Here is an 18,738-nt window from a genome sequence, read left to right on the forward strand (position 1 = left end):
AATGACGGAGGGCATCGGGATTCGCGCAGTAAAGGCGAGTCCACACTGAGCCGCCGCTGGAGAGAGTTGCGTGATTGCGTGCGCCTGGGGAGCGCAGACCGCGCATTCTACCTGCTTTGCGTCGTCGGGGTTTTCAGGGAGGTGTGCGGGCGCTGGGCATCCGCCTGCATGCGAGCGCTGGCTGAGTGCCAGCCAGCGTGCGGGATAGGCGGCGGGTGTAGAGCCCGCCGCTGCCAGTGTTTTACTTCTTGTCCGGCTGGTTGAACGGGAACGTCCCGAACATATTCTTGGCCTGGCTTTGCATCTGCTCCTGCATCTGCACGAACAGGTTCTTGCTCTGCTCGATGTAGTTGCTCATCATGCCCTGCATCATCGGGCCCTGCATGTTCATGAACTGCGACCACATGTCGGGGCTGAAGGTTTCGCCGGAATACAGGCCCTTGGAGTTCTCGGCCAGCTTGTTCTGGATGTCGATGAAGGCCTGGATGTTCTTTTCCAGGTAGGTGCCCATCATGCCCTGCATGGCATGGCCATAGAAGCGGATGATCTGCGACAGCATCGCGCTGGAGAACATCGGCACGCCGCCAGTTTCTTCTTCCAGGATGATCTGCAGCAAGATGCTGCGGGTCAGTTCGTCACCAGATTTGGCGTCAAGTACCTTGAATTCCTCTGAATCCATGACCAGCTGCTTGACGTCGGCCAGGGTGATGTAGGTGCTGGTCTGGGTGTCGTAGAGCCTGCGGTTCGGATACTTTTTGATCAGTCGCTCTGCGCCTTTTTTGGTCGTGGCCATCGGTGCTCTGTCCTTGTGTCATCGCTGTTTGCGCGCTGCTGCACCGCATGGGGTGCAGTGCGCAAATCGGTATCGCCCGCGCCATCTGCTTGTTGTCGTGCCGGCCGTCTGGTGGCCTGTTCGCGCATGGCTGCGCGTGGCGGCCTGCAACCTCGCCCCCGCGAGGGCCGCGCTGCACGAACATGGTGCTGGCTGCGCCGCTGCCCTGATTCTATGCCCAACAAGGCACTAAGAAAAGCGACCGGGCTTAAGGAAAACCCGGTGAATTGGCGCAAAAAGGGAGGAATGCCGCGCAGGCAGAAACGATTCGCGGGCCATGACGGCCCGCGAAACGGGCGGCGAAACGAAGCGTCCGCCGCCTTGTGCGCCGCGCTGGCTGCACCGCAATACGCGGGCGCCAGCGCCGGCTGCCGACTGGTTGAACCAGGCCGGCAGGTCAGCCCATATGCAGGCCGCCGTTGAGCGAGAAGTCGGCGCCGGTCGAGAAACCGGACTCCTCCGACGACAGCCAGGCGCAGATAGAGGCGATCTCTTCCGGCAGGCCCAGTCGCTTGACCGGGATCGTCGCGACGATCTTGTCGAGCACGTCCTGGCGGATCGACTTGACCATGTCGGTGGCGATATAGCCCGGCGAAACGGTGTTGACCGTCACGCCCTTGGTCGCCACTTCCTGCGCCAGCGCCATGGTGAAGCCATGCAGGCCGGCCTTGGCGGTGGAGTAGTTGGTCTGGCCGAACTGGCCCTTCTGCCCGTTCACCGACGAGATGTTGACGATGCGGCCCCAGCCGCGGTCGGCCATGCCGTCGATCACCTGCTTGGTGACGTTGAACAGCGAGGTCAGGTTGGTGTCGATCACCGCGTCCCAGTCGGCGCGGGTCATCTTGCGGAACACCACGTCGCGCGTGATGCCGGCGTTGTTGATCAGCACATCGACCTCGCCGACCTCGGCCTTGACCTTGTCGAATGCCGTCCTGGTCGAGTCCCAGTCAGCCACGTTGCCTTCCGAGGCAATGAAATCGAAGCCCAGGGCCTTCTGCTGCTCCAGCCACCTTTCGCGGCGCGGCGAGTTGGGGCCGCAGCCGGCCACCACACGAAAGCCATCCTTGGCCAGTCGCTGGCAAATGGCGGTTCCGATACCACCCATGCCGCCGGTCACATACGCAATGCGCTGAGTCATGTCCACTCCTTGATTGGCTCTTCGTTATCTGCCACCGGGCCCGTGCGAACCTGCGCGGGCCCGGCACACCTCTTGATTCTTAGTTGCGCTCGACCGCCAGCGCCACGCCCATGCCGCCGCCGATGCACAGCGAGGCCAGGCCCTTCTTGGCGTCGCGGCGCTTCATCTCATGCAGCAGCGTCACCAGGATACGGCAGCCGGATGCGCCGATCGGGTGGCCGATGGCGATGGCGCCGCCATTCACGTTGACTTTGGAGGTATCCCAGCCCATCTGCTGGTGCACCGCCAGCGCCTGCGCGGCGAAGGCCTCGTTGATCTCCATCAGGTCCAGGTCCTGCGGGGTCCAGTTGGCGCGCGACAGCGCGCGCTTGGAGGCCGGCACCGGGCCCATGCCCATCACCTTGGGATCGACACCCGCGTTGGCGTAGCTCTTGATCGTGGCCAGCGGGGTCAGGCCCAGTTCCTTGGCCTTGGCCGCCGACATCACCACCACCGCGGCGGCGCCGTCGTTCAGGCCCGAGGCGTTGGCCGCGGTCACCGTGCCGGCCTTGTCGAAGGCGGGCTTGAGGCCGGACATGCTGTCCAGCGTGGCGCCCTGGCGCACGAACTCGTCGGTCTTGAAGGCCACCGGGTCGCCCTTGCGCTGCGGGATCAGCACCGGGACGATCTCTTCGTCAAACTTGCCGGCCTTCTGCGCGGCTTCGGCCTTGTTCTGCGAGCCGACGGCGAACTCATCCTGCGCCTCGCGCGTGATGCCGTATTCCTTGGCCACGTTCTCGGCAGTGAGGCCCATGTGGTACTGGTTGTACACGTCCCACAGGCCATCGACGATCATGGTGTCGACCAGCTTGGTATCGCCCATGCGGAAACCGTCGCGCGAGCCCGGCAGCACGTGCGGGGCGGCGCTCATGTTTTCCTGGCCGCCGGCCACCACGATCTCGGCGTCGCCCGCCATGATCGCGTTGGCGGCCAGCATCACGGCCTTCAGGCCCGAGCCGCACACCTTGTTGATGGTCATGGCCGGCACCATCGCCGGCAGGCCGGCCTTGATCGCGGCCTGGCGTGCGGGGTTCTGGCCCGAACCGGCGGTCAGCACCTGGCCCATGATGACTTCGCTCACCTGCTCCGGCTTGACGCCGGCGCGCTCCAGCGCGGCCTTGATGACCAGGGCACCCAGTTCCGGCGCCGGGATCTTGGCCAGCGAGCCGCCAAATTTGCCTACCGCGGTGCGGGCGGCAGATACGATGACAACGTCAGTCATTGTGTAGTCCTTTCAATGGAAACGGGAGGGAACCTGCAAGCCAGCCGGCGCCGTGCATGACGCACGCCGGCCCTCATGCAAGCGTCATGCCTTGGCTTTGACGTATCGCCCAGGCGCGGGTTCGATCGCGGGATGGCGCGCATTGCCGTAGTCGGCGGGCGCGGCGCGTTTCGCGCCGGCCTGGCCTGCCAGCCATGCGGTCCAGTCCGGCCACCAGCTGCCGTGATGCTCGGTGGCGCCGGCCAGCCATTGCTGCGGCGACTCCGGCAGCGCATCGTTGGTCCAGTGGCTGCGCTTGTTCTTGGCCGGCGGGTTGATCACACCGGCGATATGGCCCGACGCACCCAGCACGAAGCGCAGCTTGTTCGCCAGCAGCGGGGTCGAGGCATAGGCCGCGGTCCACGGCACGATATGGTCTTCGCGCGAGCCGTAGATGTAGGTCGGCACGTCGATGCTGGCCAGGTCCACCGGCACGCCGCACACAGTCAGCTTGCCCGGCACCTTGAGTTCGTCCTGCAGGTAGGTGTGGCGCAGGTACCAGCAGTACCACGGCCCCGGCAGGTTGGTGGCGTCGCCGTTCCAGAACAGCAGGTCGAACGGCACCGGCGTGTTGCCCTTCAGGTAGTTGTCGACCACGTAGTTCCACACCAGGTCGTTCGGGCGCAGGAACGAGAAGGTATTGGCCAGCTCAAGGCCGCGCAGCAGCGCGCACGGCGCGCCGGCGGCGCCGCCCAGCGTGGCCTCGCGCAGCTGCACGTGGCCCTCGTCGACAAAGACGTCGAGGATGCCGGTGTCGGCAAAGTCCAGCAGCGTGGTCAGCAGCGTGACGCTGGCCGCCGGCTGCTGGCCGCGCGCGGCCAGCACCGCCAGCGCGGTCGAGACAATGGTGCCGCCCACGCAGAAGCCCAGCACGTTGATCTTGTCCTGGCCGCTGATGTCGCGCGCGACTTCGATGGCGCGGATGGCCGCGTGCTCGATGTAGTCGTCCCAGGTGCTGCCGGCCATGCTGGCGTCCGGATTGCGCCACGAAACCAGGAACACCGTATGTCCCTGCTCCACCACATGACGCACCAGCGAGCTCTCCGGCTGCAGGTCCAGGATGTAGAACTTGTTGATGCACGGGGGCACCATCAGCAGCGGGCGCGCGTGCACCTTGTCGGTCAGCGGCTTGTACTGCAACAGCTGGAAGTATTCGTTCTCGAAGACCACGGCGCCTTCGCTCACCGCGACATTGCGGCCGACCTCAAACGCGGTCTCGTCGGTCTGCGAGATCTTGCCGCGTGTCAGGTCTTCCATCATGTTGCGCACGCCGGCACGCAGCGATTCGCCGCCCGACTCGATCAGCAGGCGCTGCGCCTCGGGATTGGTGGCAAGGAAGTTGGCGGGCGACATCGCATCGACCCATTGCGAGATCGCAAAGCGGATGCGCTGGCGCGTCTTGGCATCGGCCTCGACGGCATCGGCCAGCTCGGTCAAGGCGCGCGCATTGAGCAGGTAGAACGCGGCAGCGAAGCGGTATGGCAGGTTGGTGCGCCATGCGTCGCCGGCGAAGCGCCGGTCGTGCAGCGGCCCGGTGGCCTCGGCCTTGCCCTCGGCCATGGCTTGCCATAGGGCTGAGAAGTCCTTCATGTAGCGCTGCTGGATATCACCCAGCTGCGCCGGCGCGATCTTGACGCCTGCCAGCGCATCCAGGCCCCGAATGCCGGACGCAGCCGCGTGGCCGTTGCCTTCAGTGCCCTGCCACTGGCGGGACCATTCCAGCCATGTGGCTGGATCGAATGGCCCCGGCGTGAACTTGAATGGTTGGGACTTGCCTTCCTGGGTGGAAGCTGCCGCACCTTTGCCGCTCGCCATGATTTGATTGTCTCTCTGCCGTCACTATTCGAACCGGCTCCGGGCATTGCCCTGGCCGGCACTTTGCATGGGGAGATGCTATCCGAATGGACCCGGCTTGCGCCTCCCCAAGCGGGAGGGTCTGCCGGCACATCTGCCCTGGAACTGGCTGGAAACCTCGACCGCACCTGCTGCGGCCGTGGCTTGCGTCCATTCCGATAGCGGCTCCCCTTTTATCCGGCAAGCGCAACATCCTCGCATGGCAACGCCATGCGCTATGCTTGCCGGAGAAACCTGGGAATCGTCAGCGATTCCGAGACATTTGAGCCCATTGTTGCCTTGCAACGCACGCGCTGTCAATGCGGGAATCCGCCCCGGCGCTGCGCGCTTCCCGACCTACCGGACGGTATGCAGCGCTCGCATCTGCCGAGGCCACAGAGCATAGGCGAGAAGGATGAAATTTTGATGTACATCGTGGCGATTGGCTGGCTCTACGTGGCGCTGATGATGGCGATCACCGAGCACAACGTGGTGGCAGGGGTTGCCACCTTCCTGATGTATGGCGTGGCGCCGGTGGCGCTGGTGCTCTACATCATGGGCACGCCCGGCCGGCGGCGGCGCAAGGCCGAAGCCGAGCGCGCGCAGGCGGCCAGGGGCAAGGACGAGTGAGGCAGCGGCCGGCTCAGTCCGCCAGCCAGACCAGGCTGGCCATGCGGCCGGTCACGCCGTCGCGGCGATAGGAGTAGAAGCGACCGGCATCGGCCACGGTGCAGGCGTCGCCACCGTAGACCTCAGTGCAGCCGGCACGCGCCAGGCGCGTGCGCGCCAGTGCATAGATGTCGGCAAGGTACTTGCCCGGCGCACCAGCGCGGAAGGCTGCGGCAACCGCGGCCTGTTCATCGGCGCGTGCCTGGGCCAGGAAGGCATCGCGCACTTCGGCACCCACCTCGAACGCATCGGGACCGATGGCCGGGCCCAGCCACGCCAGCCAGCGCGCGGCGCCAGCACCGGCAGCAGCCTGCATCCGTGACAGCGTGGCTTCGATCACGCCGTTGCACAGGCCGCGCCAGCCCGCATGCGCGGCGCCCACCACCGTCCCCTGCGCATCGCACAGCAGCACCGGCAGGCAATCCGCCGTCATCACGGCGCAGACGTGGCCGGGTGCCACCGCCAGGCTCGCGTCGGCCTGGGGCACGGGCGCGCCCGGGGCCGCCACATGGTCGACCGTCGCCACTGCGCAGCCATGCACCTGCTCCAGCCATTGCGGCATCGACGGCAGGCACGCGGCCAGCCGTGCGCGGTTGCGCGCCACGTCGGCGGGGTCGTCGCCAACGTGGGTGCCCAGGTTCAGGCCGCCCAGGGCTGCGCCGGCAAGCCCGTACGGGCCCTTGCTGACACCGCCCTGGCGCGTCGTGGACAACGCGCGCACACGCGCCGGCGCGGGCCAGTCAGGGACCAGCCAGGCGGGATCAGGCGCTGCGCTCATCGTCATCGCCGTCGTCACCGTCTTCGTCATCGCCGGCGTATTCCCAGTGGGCCTCGCCGCCTTCCCAGACTTCGTCCCAGGCTTCGTCTTCCTCGTCGGCCTGCGCCCTTTCAAAGTCCAGCGCATCGATCAACGCCTGCAGGTCTTGCGGCGGCTGCGCGGTCCACGACATGTGCCTGCCGGTGGCCGGATGCACCAGGCCGAGCTTGTACGCATGCAGCGCCTGGCGCTCATACGGCACCGGCAGCGTCACGCGGATCGCCGGGCGCTGCCCGCGCTGCGTGGCGCGGAAGTAGACCGGGTCGCCCACCAGCGGATGGCCGATCGACTCGAAATGCACGCGGATCTGGTGCGTGCGGCCGGTCTCCAGCTTGCACATCACCATCGACACGAAGCCCCGCCCCAGCGGCACCGTGGCCAGCGTGCGGAAATGCGTGCGCGACGGCTTGCCGCTGGCGGTATGCACGACCGCCATGCGCGTGCGCTCGCGCGGGTCGCGGCCGATGGGCGCGTCGATGGTGCCCTCGTCATAGGTGCGGCCCCACACCAGCGCGATATAGGTGCGCTTGACCGTGCGCGCCTGCAGCTGGCGCACCAGGTCGGTCTGCGCGGTGAGCGAGCGCGCCACCACCATCAGCCCGGAGGTTTCCTTGTCGAGCCGGTGCACGATGCCCGCGCGCGGCAGCGACGTGGCGGCGGGGTCGCGGTGCAGCAACCCGTTGAGCACGGTGCCGCTCCAGTTACCGGCAGCCGGGTGCACCACCAGGCCGGCGGGCTTGTTGATCACCAGCAGGGTGTCGTCTTCATAGACCACATCCAGCGGCACGTCCTCAGGCGCGAAGGCGGACGATTCCGGCGCGGCCTGCGGCTGGATCTCGATGCGGTTGCCCATCTGCACCGCGTCGCGCGGACGGCGCACCTGGCCGTCGACGCGCACCGCGCCGCTTTCGATCCACTGCTGCAGGCGGCTGCGTGAAAACTCGCTGAAGTGACGCGCGAGCAATTTATCGAGCCGTTCGCCATGCGAGGCGCTGTCCACCTCCAGCGACAGGGTCATGGCCGGCTCTGAAGCTGGCGCGCCGCTGCCGGACGGCGTTCCGGCAAGGTCTTCAAATTCCTCGGGATGGGCCTCGAAATCGGCCACGGACGCGGCTGCGCGCACCCGTTCTGGTGGAAGTCCTCCCACGCCACCTCCTGCTTCGGGGTGGGGCTGGGGGCTTGGGCTATAATGCTTGACGCTATTTTTCTTCATCCGGGATACGATTGCCCATGCAATTGCAGAGCATGAAACGCGCGCGCTGGCGCACGACAATTGGAGCGGTTCTGCTCGCAGGCGGCTGCGTCATGCTGTCTGCATGCGGCCTGCTGGCGGACCAACCCGACGAGACCGCAGGCTGGTCGGCCAACAAATTATATTCGGAAGCCAAGGATGCGCTGGATGGCGGCGACTACACGCGTGCCGTCAAGCTGTATGAAAAGCTCGAAGGCCGCTATCCGTTTGGGCGCTATGCGCAGCAGGCCCAGATCGATACCGCCTACGCCAACTACAAGGATGGTGAAACGGCAGCAGCCCTGGCCGCAGTGGACCGCTTCATCCAGCTGCACCCGAACCATCCCAATATCGATTACGCCTACTACCTCAAGGGCCTGATCAACTTCAACGACAACCTGGGCTGGCTGGGCCGATTCTCGGGCCAGGACCTGAGCGAGCGCGACCCCAAGGCCGCGCGCGCCGCCTATGACGCGTTCAGCACGCTGATCACGCGCTACCCGGAAAGCAAGTACACCCCCGACGCCACGCTGCGCATGCAGTACATCGTCAACTCGCTGGCCCAGCACGAAGTGCACGCCGCGCGCTACTACTACCGGCGCGGCGCGTACCTGGCTGCCGTCAACCGCGCCCAGCAAGCGCTGAAGGACTACGACGGCGCCCCGGCCAACGAAGAAGCGCTGTACATCATGGTCCGCTCATATGACGCGATGGGCATGAAGGACCTGCGCGACGACACCGCACGCGTGATGGAGCGCAATTTCCCGGACAGCGATTTCATCAAGTACGGCGCGCGCCGCAAGGACAAGGCCTGGTGGGAAGTGTTCTGACGCCGGCTGGCCAACGGCCATAAAAAAACGGGACGTATCGGAGGATACGTCCCGTTTTTCTTTTTCCGGCACCGGCAGCGATCAGTCCGCTGCCGCGTCCCCGGCTTCCTTGCCAGGACCGCGCAGCGACTCCAGGAACCGCACCACCGTCGCTGCCTCACGCGTGCGCGTGAACGGCGGCAGGCTTTGCCAGATCTGCCGGCCATAGGGCTTCTCGACCAGCCGCGTATCGAAAATCGCCAGCACGCCGCGGTCCGATTCCGAGCGGATCAGCCGCCCCGCCCCCTGCTTGAGCGTGATCACCGCATGCGGCAGCTGGTGCACGGCAAACGGGCTCAGGCCCTTCTTTTGCAGCACTTCCATGCGCGCGGCCAGCACCGGGTCGTCGGGCGGCGCGAACGGCAGTTTGTCGATGATCACCAGCGACAGCGCCTCGCCGCGCACATCCACGCCTTCCCAGAAGCTCTGGCTGCCGACCAGCACCGCATTGCCCAGCTCGCGGAAGCGGTCCAGCAACTCGGTGCGGCTGGCCTGGCCCTGCACCAGCAGCGGCAGGTTCAGGCCGCGCTCGGCAAACGCGTCATAAAGCAGGTCCGAGGCACGCTGCACGGCGCGCAGCGTGGTGCACAGCAGGAACGTGCGCCCGCCGGCGGCCTCGATCAGCGGCAATGCCGCCTGCACCACCGCGTCGGTGAACTGCGGCGACTGCGGCGGCGGCATGTCGCGCGGCACGTAGAGCAGCGCCTGCTTCGCGTAATCGAACGGGCTGGGCAGCGTCAGCGAGCGGTCCTTGTCGAGCCCCAGCTGCGCGGCGTAGTGGGTGAAGTTGCCCTTCACCGACAACGTCGCCGAGGTGAAAACCCAGGCGCGCGGCTGGCCGTCGCGCTGACGCGTGAAGATCGGCGCGATCGACAGCGGCGTGCGGTGCAGTTGCACGGTATGCGAGAACACCTCGACCCAGCGCACGGTTTCAGGCCCGGCGGGCACCGCTGGGGCGGCTTCGCCCTCGCCCTCGGTCTGCTGCGGTGCCGGCGCGGGCGCGGCATCGGCGCGCCACGCGGCCAGCTTGTTGGCCAGCTCCAGCGCGCGGCGGTGGCATTGCTGCAGCGATTCGGCACGCTCGGCCTGGCTTTCGAGCATCTCGACGAAGTCTGACAGCGCCTCGTCCAGCGCATCGAGCGTCTCGTTGAAAGGCTCGGCGATACGGCGGTCGGCCTCGATCTGGCCCAGCGCCAGCCGCGCATTGTCCTTGCTGAAGGCCAGGCGCAGGTCGCGCGCGGCGCGCTCCAGCGGCGCGGCCAGCGCGACCCAGTCCACCGCATCGCGCGCATGCGACAGGCCTTCGGCCACGGCATCGCGGGCGATTTCCAGCAGCTGGCTGGTGGAAAGCGTCTCGCCGAAGAACAGCGTGGCGGTCTCGGGCAGCTGGTGGGCTTCGTCGAAGATCACGGTGTTGGCCGCCGGCAGCAGTTCCGCCATGCCGGTGTCGCGCAGCACCACGTCGGCAAAGAACAGGTGATGGTTGACCACCACCACGTCGGCCTGCTGCGCTTCCTTGCGCGCGCGCATCACAAAGCATTCCTTGTAATGCGGGCATTCCGATCCCAGGCAGTTGTCGCGCGTGGAGGTCACCATCTGCCATACCGGTGCGTTCTCGGGCACGGACGCCAGCTCGGCCTTGTCACCGGTGGAGGTTTCCTTGATGAAGCGGCCGATGTCGCGCAGCCACGCCGCATCCTGGCGCGACGCCAGGCGCCCGTTGGCCTGTGCGCGTTCCAGGTGGTAGTGGCAGACGTAGTTGGCGCGGCCCTTGAGCAGCGCCACCGAGACCGGCACGTTCAGCGCATGGCGCACCGTGGGAATGTCGCGCAGGAACAGCTGGTCCTGCAGGTTCTTGGTGCCGGTCGACAGGATCACCTTGCCGCCCCACAGCATGGCCGGCACCAGGTAGGCGTAGGTCTTGCCGGTGCCGGTGCCCGCCTCGACGATGACGGAATCGCTCTGCGCGATCGCGTCGGCGACGGCCTCGGCCATCTTGTGCTGCGAGGCGCGCGGCCGGTAGCCGGGAATGGCCTGGGCCAGCGTGCCGGTATCGGCAAAGATGGTGGCCAGTTCAGCGCCGCGGCTGGCGCCGTCGTCGGCGGGCGCGGCAGGCACGGGCGACCCGGCGTCGGTCAGGCTGACGGCTTCGGACGGCTCAGGGGAATCTGGAAGATCGGACAAGGCAGGGGGGAGAATGTTGTATGGGCCGCCGGACGGGGCCGGCGGCGATCGGCAAGACAATGGGCAAGCCTGGCGCGGATGCGCTCAGGCCGGCACGTCGGGTTCGAGCTGCAGCTGCAGCAGCGTGATGGCGTCCTTCAGCTTGAGGCGGCGCTTCTTGAGCCGGCGCAGCTGCAGTTCGTCATGGACGGCGTCGCTGGCAAGCCGGTCGATCAGGAAATCCAGGTCGCGGTGCTCGATCTGCAACTCCATGATGCGCCGCTCCAGGGTGTTCAGGTTGCTGTCCATCTATGCCTCCGCTGCGCAGTCACGGTGCCGGGCATCAGAAGCCGAACGGCCGCGGCGCCGACGCCTGGCCCTGTTGCTCCTTCGCCTTGGCGCGGCGCTCTTCCAGCTCCTTCTGGCGCTGTTCGAGGTCGCGCTGCTTGGCCTCGTACGCCTTGACGTTCTCCTGCCGCTGGCGGGCCTGCTCGGCGCCCTTCTGCTGGGCCTCCTGCATGCGGGCATCGAAGTCAGACTGCTTCTTCTCGTACGCCTGCGCATTGGCGGCGCGCTCCGGCGCCTCGCCCTGGCGCTGCGCCTCGCGCAGCTGCTGTTCCTGCTGCTTCTTCTGGAAGGCCTCGCGGCTGGACTGTTCACTGGCCGAGCGCTTCGGCTGGCTGGCCTCGAACTCGGCGCTGCGCAGCGCCTGTTCGCGGTCGCGCTCGGCGGCGCGGTGGGCGCGTTCGGCCTCGCCAACTTCCAGTTCGCGCTTGCGCAGCACCTGCAGCTCCTCGCGCTGGACTTCCTTGGCGTTGTTGATGCAGTGGTTGACAAAGAACTTGCCGTAGCACTCGCGCTCGGCGGCGGCAAAGCGGTAGTTGGTCCAGGCGCGCGAATCCTCGACGGCCTTGCGTTCGGCGGCAAAGTCGCGCTGGCCGTTGGCGGCGGGCGGCGCGGCGGGCGCGGAAGCCTGGGCGCGCGCCTCGCGCAGCGGCATCAGCACGGCGCATACAGCCACGGCCAGTGCAGCCAGGCGGCCGAAGCGGAACAGGGAAGTTTCAGGCACGTTGGCGAAGGTTGGCATGGCCAGGATGGTGGCCTTGGCGGCGGCCGGGCGGGACTTGACGATCATGACCGGATTCTAGCATCCGGGCCGGGCACCGGCCTGCCATGCCGGCCCGTTCCGGACGTGCGCGGGACGCCGCCCGCCCCGCACCCGCTGCGCGCCCCGGCGGATCCCTCCCGCGCTTGTGGCAAAATGCCCCGCTTTCGACTGACTGCGTTTTTCGCTGCGCTCTCCGATGTCCAACCTGCCCGCATCCGTCTCGCAAAAGATTGTCTCGCTCATCGCGGCTGAACTGTCCGTGCAGCCCCGCCAGGTGGCCGCGGCCGTGGCGCTGCTCGACGAAGGCGCCACCGTGCCCTTCATCGCCCGCTACCGCAAGGAAGTGACCGGCAACCTGGATGACACGCATCTGCGCAACCTGGAAGAGCGCCTGCTGTACCTGCGCGACATGGAAGACCGCCGCGCGGCCATCCTCGCGTCGATCCAGGAGCAAGGCAAGCTGACGCCCGAGCTCCAGGCCGCCATCGAGGCCGCCGAAACCAAGCAAACGCTCGAAGACCTCTACCTGCCCTACAAGCCCAAGCGCCGCACCCGTGCCCAGATCGCGCGCGAATGCGGGCTGGAGCCGCTGGCGCAGGCGCTGCTGGCCGATCCCACGCTGGACCCGCAGGCCGAGGCCGCCAAGTACGTCAACGGCAATCCCACCGCCGACGGCGGCGTGCCTGATGTCAAGGCCGCGCTGGACGGCGCGCGCGACATCCTGTCCGAGCAGTTCGGCGAAACCGCGGAACTGCTGGGCAAGCTGCGCGAGCACCTGTGGACCAACGGCGTGGTGGCCTCCACCGTGATGGAAGGCAAGGAAACCGCCGAGGAAGAGAAGTTCCGCGACTACTACAGCTACAGCGAGACCATCCGCACCGTGCCGTCGCACCGTGCGCTGGCGCTGTTCCGCGGCCGCAACGCGGGCGTGCTGATGGTCAAGCTGGGCCTGGGCGAAGAACAGGACGCGATGGTGCCGCACCCGTGCGAAGGCATGATCGCGCGCCATGTCGGCGTCCAGAACCTGGGCCGCCCGGCCGACAAGTGGCTGGGCGACGTATGCCGCTGGTGCTGGCGCGTCAAGGTGCAGCCCCACCTGGAAACCGAACTGCTGACGCAACTGCGCGAAACTGCAGAGAACGAAGCCATCAAGGTGTTCGGCCGCAACCTGCATGAGCTGCTGCTGGCCGCGCCGGCCGGGCCCAAGTCCGTGATGGGCCTCGACCCGGGCATCCGCACCGGCTGCAAGATCGCCGTGGTGGACAGCACCGGCAAGCTGCTGGACACCGCCACCATCTACCCGCACGAGCCGCGCCGCGACTGGAACGGCTCGCTCGCCACGCTGGCGCGCCTGGCTAAGCAGCACAACGTGGCGCTGGTGTCGATCGGCAACGGCACCGCCAGCCGCGAAACCGACAAGCTGGTGCAGGACCTGATGAAGCAGATGCCCGAGCTGAAGCTGACCAAGATCGTGGTCAGCGAGGCCGGCGCTTCGGTGTATTCGGCGTCGGAGCTGGCAGCCAAGGAATTCCCGGACCTGGACGTGTCGCTGCGCGGCGCGGTCTCGATTGCCCGCCGGCTGCAGGATCCGCTGGCCGAGCTGGTCAAGATCGATCCCAAGTCGATCGGCGTGGGCCAGTACCAGCATGACGTCAACCAGCGCGAGCTGGCGCGGGCGCTGGACGCCGTGGTCGAAGACTGCGTGAACGCCGTGGGCGTGGACGTCAACACCGCCTCGGCGCCGCTGCTGGCGCGCGTGTCGGGCCTGAACACGGTGCTGGCGCGCAATATCGTCGAGTTCCGCGACACCAATGGCGCCTTCCCCAACCGCGACGCGCTGAAGCAGGTGCCGCGCCTGGGCGACAAGACCTTCGAGCAGGCGGCCGGCTTCCTGCGCATCAACGACGGCGACAATCCGCTGGACCGCTCCTCGGTGCACCCGGAAGCGTATCCGGTGGTGCAGCGCATCCTGGAGCACGTCAAGAAGGGCCTGCGCGATGTGATGGGCAACCGCGACGCGCTGCGCGGCCTGTCACCGACGCAGTTCACCGACGACTCCTTCGGCCTGCCGACCGTGCGCGACATCCTGACTGAACTGGAAAAGCCGGGCCGCGACCCGCGCCCCGAGTTCAAGACCGCGACCTTCCAGGAAGGCGTGGAAGACGTGAAGGACCTGCAGCCCGGCATGGTGCTGGAAGGCGTGGTCACCAACGTGGCAGCCTTCGGCGCGTTTGTCGATATCGGCGTGCACCAGGACGGCCTGGTCCATATCTCGGCGTTGTCGAACAAGTTCGTCAAGGACGCGCATGAGGTGGTCAAGGCTGGCCAGATCGTCAAGGTCAAGGTGATGGAGGTCGACGTCAAGCGCAACCGCATCGGCCTGTCGATGCGCCTGGACGACGAGCCCGGCCAGGCCGCGGCGCGTGCCGGCGGCGACCGTGGTGACCGCGGCGGCCAACGCAACGGCGGCGGCAAGGGCTCCAACGGCGGCCGCCGCGAGGCAGAGCCGGCCGGCGCCATGGCCGCGGCCTTCGCCAAGCTCAAGCGCTAGGGCCTGTCTGCAAGCCGATGGCAGGACGCCCCGCACGGGCAACCGTGCGGGGCTTCGTCGTTTTCAGCCGCCGTGCGCGATCCGCACGGCCAGGCCCTTGCCGGCGCCATCCGTGCGGTTGGCGAACGCAATCTCCAGCCCATGCAGCCGCGCCACCCGCTGCGCAATCGAAATGCCGAGGCCGTGGCCCTGCTCACGCTGCGCGGAACCGCCACGGAAGAAGCGGTCGCCCAGCCGCGCCAGCACGTCAGGCGCGACGCCCGGGCCCTGGTCGCGCACCGTGACGCCGTCAGGCCGGAAATCGATGGTCACCAGCGCGCCCGGCGGGCTGTAGCGGATGGCGTTGTCGAGCAGGTTGCGCAGCAGCAGCGACAGCAGGTTGGTGTCACCCGCCACCGGCAATGGCGCCTGCCCTTCCGGGGGCCATTCCAGCTCGACATCGACCTGCTTCTGCTGCGCCAGCGCCAGGCAGTCGGACAGCGCCTGCTGCGCCACCGGGACCCAGTTGACCGGCTGGCGCGACGGCAGGCCGGCAGCATCTTCCAGCCGGCTCAGCGTCAGCAGCTGCGACACCAGCCGGCTGATGCGGTCGATGCCGGTGGCCACGTTGGCACGTGCCTGCGCGCGCTCGGCGTCATCGGCCGAACGCTCGGCGATTTCCCACTGCGCCTTCAGCGCGGCCAACGGCGTGCGCATCTCATGGGCCGCATCGGCGGTGAGGCGCCGTTCATGCTCGATCGAATCCGACACGCGCGCCAGCAGGCGGTTCATGGCGTGCACCAGCGGCACCAGTTCGCCCGGCACGGCCTGCAGGCTGAGCGGCCGGCGGTCTTCGGGGGCGCGGCCTTCCATATCGGTCGACAACGCGCGCACCGGCGCCATGGCACGCCGCATGAACCAGATCAGCAGGCCGATCAGCACCGGCAGGCCTGCTGCCCACGGCAGCACCTGCGCGGCGATATAGGACAGGATCAGCTCATTGCGCTCGGCCAGTTGCTGGCCCACGCAGACACGCCAGCCCGTGTCGGGATCATCGAGGTAGTAAAGCCGCCAGGACTGCTTGTCGATGGTGACGTCGGCAAAGCCCTTCACACCCGGCGCACGCGGCAGCAGGTCGCCCTCGGGATCGATATGCAAGGGCTTGCCGTCCGGCAGCCAGGCGGCGATGGCGAGATCGCCCAGGCCGGCATCGCCCTGGTCGCCCTCGACCAGCTCTGGCAGCCGGGTGCGCGACGGCGCCGCGGCGACGTCCACCAGCGGCACCACCGAGTGCATCTGCAGCGCCATGCGCACCATGTCGGTGTCATAGAGTTCATTGATCTCGTGCCGGGCGCGCACGTAGGTCATGCCGATGGTCAGCAGCCACACCACCGGCGCGGCGATCAGCACCGCAAGGATGAGCCGGCGCTGCAACGTCATGTGCAGTCCTCGGCCGCGCCCAGCGTGTAGCCGGCGCCGCGGAAGGTGCGCACGATCTTCGGATGGATCTTGCGGCGCAGGTGGTGGATATGGACTTCCAGCGCGTTGCTTTCAACGCCGCCCTGCCAGTCATAGAGCTTGTCGCGCAGGAAGTCGCGCGTCAGCAGCCGGTTGGGGTGCGCCAGCAGCAGCTCCAGCAGCATGGCTTCGCGGCTGGTCAGCTCCAGGGGCTTGCCCTGCCAGTACGCCTGGCGCGCGGCCGGGTGGAATTCCAGCGCGCCGTGCTTCCACACCGGCGACGACAGGCCCGCGGCGCGGCGGGTCACGGCACGCAGCCGCGCCGCCAGCTCATCGAGCGCGATCGGCTTGACCAGGTAGTCGTCGGCGCCGGCATCGAGCCCGCCGATGCGGCTGTCGATGGCGTCGCGCGCGGTCAGCACGATCACCGGGATGCGGCAGCCACGCCCGCGCCAGCGCGCCAGCAGGGTCATGCCGTCCTCGCCAGGCAGGCCCAGGTCCAGCACTACCGCGTCGTAGTGGACCACGTCCAGTGCGTGGTCGGCTTCGGCGCCGGTGCTGAACCAGTCGACCGCATAGTCCAGCAACTGCAGCCCGCGCCGCAGTCCGTCACCCAGCATCGGGTCGTCTTCAACGATAAGGATTCTCATATTCCACGTGACCCGGGCGTATCACGGCATTGTGCATGCGCCGCCTTAATGTGCCATTAAGGTTCGCGAATTATCCTCCGCTGACCTTAAAAGCGTCCGCCCGTTCAACGCGGCCCGGGCCGCGGGCGTGGACATGGCCTTGCCCCCCGCCAGCACGTCGCCACTTCCGGCGCCACTTTTCCTTCCCTTCACGCCGAGCCGTTCCCGCATGCAGCATCGTTCCGATCGCCTCGCCGCCAAGCCAGGGCTCGTCACCACCCGGCCCGCAGCGCCGTGGCATGCCACGCGCCTGGCAGGCGTGCCCGCGCTCACGCTGGGGCTGGTGGTGCTGGCATTCGCGCTATTGTGGTTCGGCACGCTGGGCGTGCGCCACCTGCTCGGGCCCGACGAGGGCCGCTATGCCGAGATCGCCCGCGAGATGCTGAGCACGGGCGACTGGGTCACGATCCGCTACAACGGGCTGAAGTACTTCGAAAAGCCGCCGTTCCATATGTGGGCCACCGCGCTGTCATACGCAGTGTTCGGTATCGGCGACTGGCAGGCGCGCTTGTGCGTGGCGCTGGCCGGCATGGTCGGGCTGGGCGTATCGATGCTGGCCGCCGCGCGCTGGTTCGGTGCCCGTGCCGGGCTGCTGACGGGGCTGGTGCTGGCGAGTGCGCCCATGTGGAACGTCGCCGCGCATTTCAATACGCTGGACATGACCCTGTCCGGCATCATGGCCTGCGTGCTCGCCTGCATGCTGCTGGCCCAGCACCCTGATGCCACGCCGTCGGCGCGCCGCAACTGGATGCTTGCGTGCTGGGCGGCAATGGGCGTGGCGGTACTGACCAAGGGACTGGTCGGGCTGGCGCTGCCCGGACTGGTGCTGGTGGCGTACACCTGCGTGACGCGCGACCTGGCACTGTGGCGCCGCCTGCATGCGCCGGCCGGCATCGCGCTGATGCTGCTGGTGGCGATGCCGTGGTACTGGCTGGTGGCGCGGCGCAATCCGGAATTCCTGCGCTTTTTCTTTATCCACGAGCACTGGCAGCGCTACACCTCGACCGTGCATGCGCGCAAGGGCGCGCTGTGGTACTTCGTGCCGCTGCTGGTGGGCGGCTTCCTGCCGTGGCTCGGGCTGGTTCCCGGCATGGTCCGCGCGGTCAGGCAGCGCGCCGGCGTGGTTGCCACGGGTGGGTCCAGGCCGTTCCAGCCTGCGCTGATGGCAGGGCTGTGGGCAGTGTCGATCTTCCTGTTCTTCAGCCTGTCGGGTTCTAAGCTGCCCGGCTACATCCTGCCGGTGTTTCCCGCACTGGCGATCCTGGCGGGCGCAGCGCTGGCGCGGACCGGCGACCAACCCTGGCGCAGGCAGCTGTGCGCCATGCTGGTGGTGGGCGCGATCGGCCTGCTGGCGAGCCCGGTCGTGGCCACGCTGGATTCCAACAACACCCCCAACGCGTTGTACCGCGCGTACGCCGTATGGGCGGCGCTGGCATTCGCGCTGGTGCTCGGCAGCGCCGCCATGGGGCTGTGGCTGCTGCGGCGGCATGGCCGCCTGGCCAGCATCACGGCCTATGCATTCGGCATGCTGCTGGCGTTCTCCACCGCATTGCTGGGCCATGAAGCGATCGGCCGCTCCGCCTCGGCCATCGACATGGTGGCGCCGATCGAACGCGTGCTGCGCCCCGGCATGCCGCTCTACGGCGTCGGCATGCTCGACCATACCCTGCCCTTCTACCTGCGCCATCCGCTCACCATGGTGGCGCAGGCCGACGAGCTCGCTTTCGGCGCCGAGCAGGAGCCGCAGAAGTGGCTGCCGACCCTCGATGCCTTCGTCGATGCCTGGCAGCACGGCCCGCGTGCCATCGCGCTGCTCTCGCCGCAGGCATTCTCTGAACTGAGCGCGCGCGTGCCGATGCATGTCGTCGCGAGCGACTGGCGGCGCGTGGCCGTCGCCAACTTTCCCCTCGCCGGCGGGCGCTAGCCGCGCCGGCGCATCCTGATTTCCCCTGCCATTCGTCAAATCCAATGCAAGGCAAGAAAGTACTGATCCTCGGCGTCAACGGCTTTATCGGCCACCACCTGACGCGCCGCATCCTGGAAACCACGCCGTGGGAGGTCTACGGCATGGACATGTCGTCGGACCGCCTCGGCGACCTCG

General features: G+C 67.6%; 16 protein-coding genes. 5 read left to right on the forward strand and 11 right to left on the reverse strand.

Annotation, left to right across the window (positions count from 1 at the left end):
• Nucleotides 1–241: 241 nt before the first annotated feature.
• From phaR to phaC, 4 genes are all read right to left on the reverse strand, one after another.
• The gene (phaR, locus tag ACW4E8_RS21825; protein ID WP_456806453.1) at nt 242–793 is read right to left on the reverse strand and encodes a polyhydroxyalkanoate synthesis repressor PhaR; all 552 of its coding nucleotides are present in this window, start codon (nt 791–793) and stop codon (nt 242–244) included.
• Between the two features lie 436 nt (nt 794–1,229).
• Entirely contained in the window at nt 1,230–1,970 is a 741-nt protein-coding gene (locus ACW4E8_RS21830; RefSeq protein ID WP_456806454.1) for a 3-ketoacyl-ACP reductase, read from the reverse strand.
• 79 nt (nt 1,971–2,049) lie between these two features.
• The gene (locus tag ACW4E8_RS21835) at nt 2,050–3,231 is read right to left on the reverse strand and encodes an acetyl-CoA C-acetyltransferase (protein ID WP_456806455.1); all 1,182 of its coding nucleotides are present in this window, start codon (nt 3,229–3,231) and stop codon (nt 2,050–2,052) included.
• Nucleotides 3,232–3,315: 84 nt separating this feature from the next.
• Entirely contained in the window at nt 3,316–5,085 is a 1,770-nt protein-coding gene (phaC, locus tag ACW4E8_RS21840) for a class I poly(R)-hydroxyalkanoic acid synthase (protein ID WP_456806456.1), read from the reverse strand.
• Nucleotides 5,086–5,529: 444 nt separating this feature from the next.
• On the opposite strand from phaC, the gene ACW4E8_RS21845 reads away from it, so the two are divergent.
• The gene (locus ACW4E8_RS21845; protein WP_340529887.1) at nt 5,530–5,733 is read left to right on the forward strand and encodes a hypothetical protein; all 204 of its coding nucleotides are present in this window, start codon (nt 5,530–5,532) and stop codon (nt 5,731–5,733) included.
• Between the two features lie 13 nt (nt 5,734–5,746).
• On the opposite strand, the gene pgeF is transcribed toward ACW4E8_RS21845, so the two are convergent.
• On the reverse strand, nt 5,747–6,550 hold the full coding sequence (pgeF, locus tag ACW4E8_RS21850; RefSeq protein WP_456806457.1) for a peptidoglycan editing factor PgeF: 804 nt from the start codon (nt 6,548–6,550) through the stop codon (nt 5,747–5,749).
• Complete coding sequence (locus ACW4E8_RS21855) at nt 6,534–7,802, reverse strand: RluA family pseudouridine synthase (RefSeq protein ID WP_456806458.1); 1,269 nt, start codon at nt 7,800–7,802, stop codon at nt 6,534–6,536. The genes pgeF and ACW4E8_RS21855 overlap by 17 nt, the downstream gene beginning before the upstream one ends.
• A 17-nt stretch (nt 7,803–7,819) precedes the next feature.
• Between ACW4E8_RS21855 and ACW4E8_RS21860 the strand changes: the two genes are divergently transcribed.
• On the forward strand, nt 7,820–8,650 hold the full coding sequence (locus tag ACW4E8_RS21860) for an outer membrane protein assembly factor BamD (protein ID WP_456806459.1): 831 nt from the start codon (nt 7,820–7,822) through the stop codon (nt 8,648–8,650).
• An 81-nt stretch (nt 8,651–8,731) separates the two neighbouring features.
• Here ACW4E8_RS21860 and ACW4E8_RS21865 read toward each other — a convergent pair whose 3' ends face one another.
• From ACW4E8_RS21865 to ACW4E8_RS21875, 3 genes are all read right to left on the reverse strand, one after another.
• Nucleotides 8,732–10,873: an ATP-dependent DNA helicase gene (locus ACW4E8_RS21865; RefSeq protein WP_456806460.1), complete on the reverse strand. Its 2,142-nt coding sequence runs from the start codon at nt 10,871–10,873 to the stop codon at nt 8,732–8,734.
• An 84-nt stretch (nt 10,874–10,957) separates the two neighbouring features.
• Nucleotides 10,958–11,161, reverse strand: a complete 204-nt coding sequence (locus tag ACW4E8_RS21870) for a DUF465 domain-containing protein (RefSeq protein ID WP_013956445.1) — start codon at nt 11,159–11,161, stop codon at nt 10,958–10,960.
• A 34-nt stretch (nt 11,162–11,195) separates the two neighbouring features.
• On the reverse strand, nt 11,196–11,987 hold the full coding sequence (locus ACW4E8_RS21875; RefSeq protein ID WP_456806461.1) for a hypothetical protein: 792 nt from the start codon (nt 11,985–11,987) through the stop codon (nt 11,196–11,198).
• A 169-nt stretch (nt 11,988–12,156) separates the two neighbouring features.
• Here ACW4E8_RS21875 and ACW4E8_RS21880 point away from each other — a divergent pair, with 169 nt between their 5' ends.
• On the forward strand, nt 12,157–14,511 hold the full coding sequence (locus ACW4E8_RS21880; RefSeq protein WP_456806462.1) for a Tex family protein: 2,355 nt from the start codon (nt 12,157–12,159) through the stop codon (nt 14,509–14,511).
• A gap of 63 nt (nt 14,512–14,574) precedes the next feature.
• Here ACW4E8_RS21880 and ACW4E8_RS21885 read toward each other — a convergent pair whose 3' ends face one another.
• Together ACW4E8_RS21885 and ACW4E8_RS21890 are read right to left on the reverse strand one after the other, a co-directional pair.
• Nucleotides 14,575–15,930, reverse strand: coding sequence for an ATP-binding protein (locus ACW4E8_RS21885; protein WP_456806463.1), 1,356 nt, complete (start codon nt 15,928–15,930; stop codon nt 14,575–14,577).
• Nucleotides 15,927–16,598, reverse strand: a complete 672-nt coding sequence (locus tag ACW4E8_RS21890; RefSeq protein WP_456806464.1) for a response regulator — start codon at nt 16,596–16,598, stop codon at nt 15,927–15,929. The genes ACW4E8_RS21885 and ACW4E8_RS21890 overlap by 4 nt, the downstream gene beginning before the upstream one ends.
• Before the next feature lie 208 nt (nt 16,599–16,806).
• On the opposite strand from ACW4E8_RS21890, the gene ACW4E8_RS21895 reads away from it, so the two are divergent.
• Both ACW4E8_RS21895 and ACW4E8_RS21900 read left to right on the forward strand, forming a co-directional pair.
• Complete coding sequence (locus ACW4E8_RS21895) at nt 16,807–18,561, forward strand: glycosyltransferase family 39 protein (protein WP_456806465.1); 1,755 nt, start codon at nt 16,807–16,809, stop codon at nt 18,559–18,561.
• Between the two features lie 44 nt (nt 18,562–18,605).
• A partial coding sequence (locus ACW4E8_RS21900) for an NAD-dependent epimerase/dehydratase family protein (RefSeq protein WP_456806469.1) occupies nt 18,606–18,738 on the forward strand: 133 nt, incomplete at its 3' end.

The sequence above is a fragment of the Cupriavidus sp. CP313 genome, assembly GCF_054072015.1.

Excerpts from the sequence above, each read along its gene's own strand:
- phaR (WP_456806453.1), bottom strand. The coding sequence starts at position 793 with ATGGCCACGACCAAAAAAGGCGCAGAGCGACTGATCAAAAAGTATCCG.
- ACW4E8_RS21830 (WP_456806454.1), bottom strand. The coding sequence starts at position 1,970 with ATGACTCAGCGCATTGCGTATGTGACCGGCGGCATGGGTGGTATCGGA.
- ACW4E8_RS21835 (WP_456806455.1), bottom strand. The coding sequence starts at position 3,231 with ATGACTGACGTTGTCATCGTATCTGCCGCCCGCACCGCGGTAGGCAAA.
- phaC (WP_456806456.1), bottom strand. The coding sequence starts at position 5,085 with ATGGCGAGCGGCAAAGGTGCGGCAGCTTCCACCCAGGAAGGCAAGTCC.
- ACW4E8_RS21845 (WP_340529887.1), top strand. The coding sequence starts at position 5,530 with ATGTACATCGTGGCGATTGGCTGGCTCTACGTGGCGCTGATGATGGCG.
- pgeF (WP_456806457.1), bottom strand. The coding sequence starts at position 6,550 with ATGAGCGCAGCGCCTGATCCCGCCTGGCTGGTCCCTGACTGGCCCGCG.
- ACW4E8_RS21855 (WP_456806458.1), bottom strand. The coding sequence starts at position 7,802 with ATGAAGAAAAATAGCGTCAAGCATTATAGCCCAAGCCCCCAGCCCCAC.
- ACW4E8_RS21860 (WP_456806459.1), top strand. The coding sequence starts at position 7,820 with ATGCAATTGCAGAGCATGAAACGCGCGCGCTGGCGCACGACAATTGGA.
- ACW4E8_RS21870 (WP_013956445.1), bottom strand. The coding sequence starts at position 11,161 with ATGGACAGCAACCTGAACACCCTGGAGCGGCGCATCATGGAGTTGCAG.
- ACW4E8_RS21875 (WP_456806461.1), bottom strand. The coding sequence starts at position 11,987 with ATGATCGTCAAGTCCCGCCCGGCCGCCGCCAAGGCCACCATCCTGGCC.
- ACW4E8_RS21880 (WP_456806462.1), top strand. The coding sequence starts at position 12,157 with ATGTCCAACCTGCCCGCATCCGTCTCGCAAAAGATTGTCTCGCTCATC.
- ACW4E8_RS21885 (WP_456806463.1), bottom strand. The coding sequence starts at position 15,930 with ATGACGTTGCAGCGCCGGCTCATCCTTGCGGTGCTGATCGCCGCGCCG.
- ACW4E8_RS21890 (WP_456806464.1), bottom strand. The coding sequence starts at position 16,598 with ATGAGAATCCTTATCGTTGAAGACGACCCGATGCTGGGTGACGGACTG.
- ACW4E8_RS21895 (WP_456806465.1), top strand. The coding sequence starts at position 16,807 with ATGCAGCATCGTTCCGATCGCCTCGCCGCCAAGCCAGGGCTCGTCACC.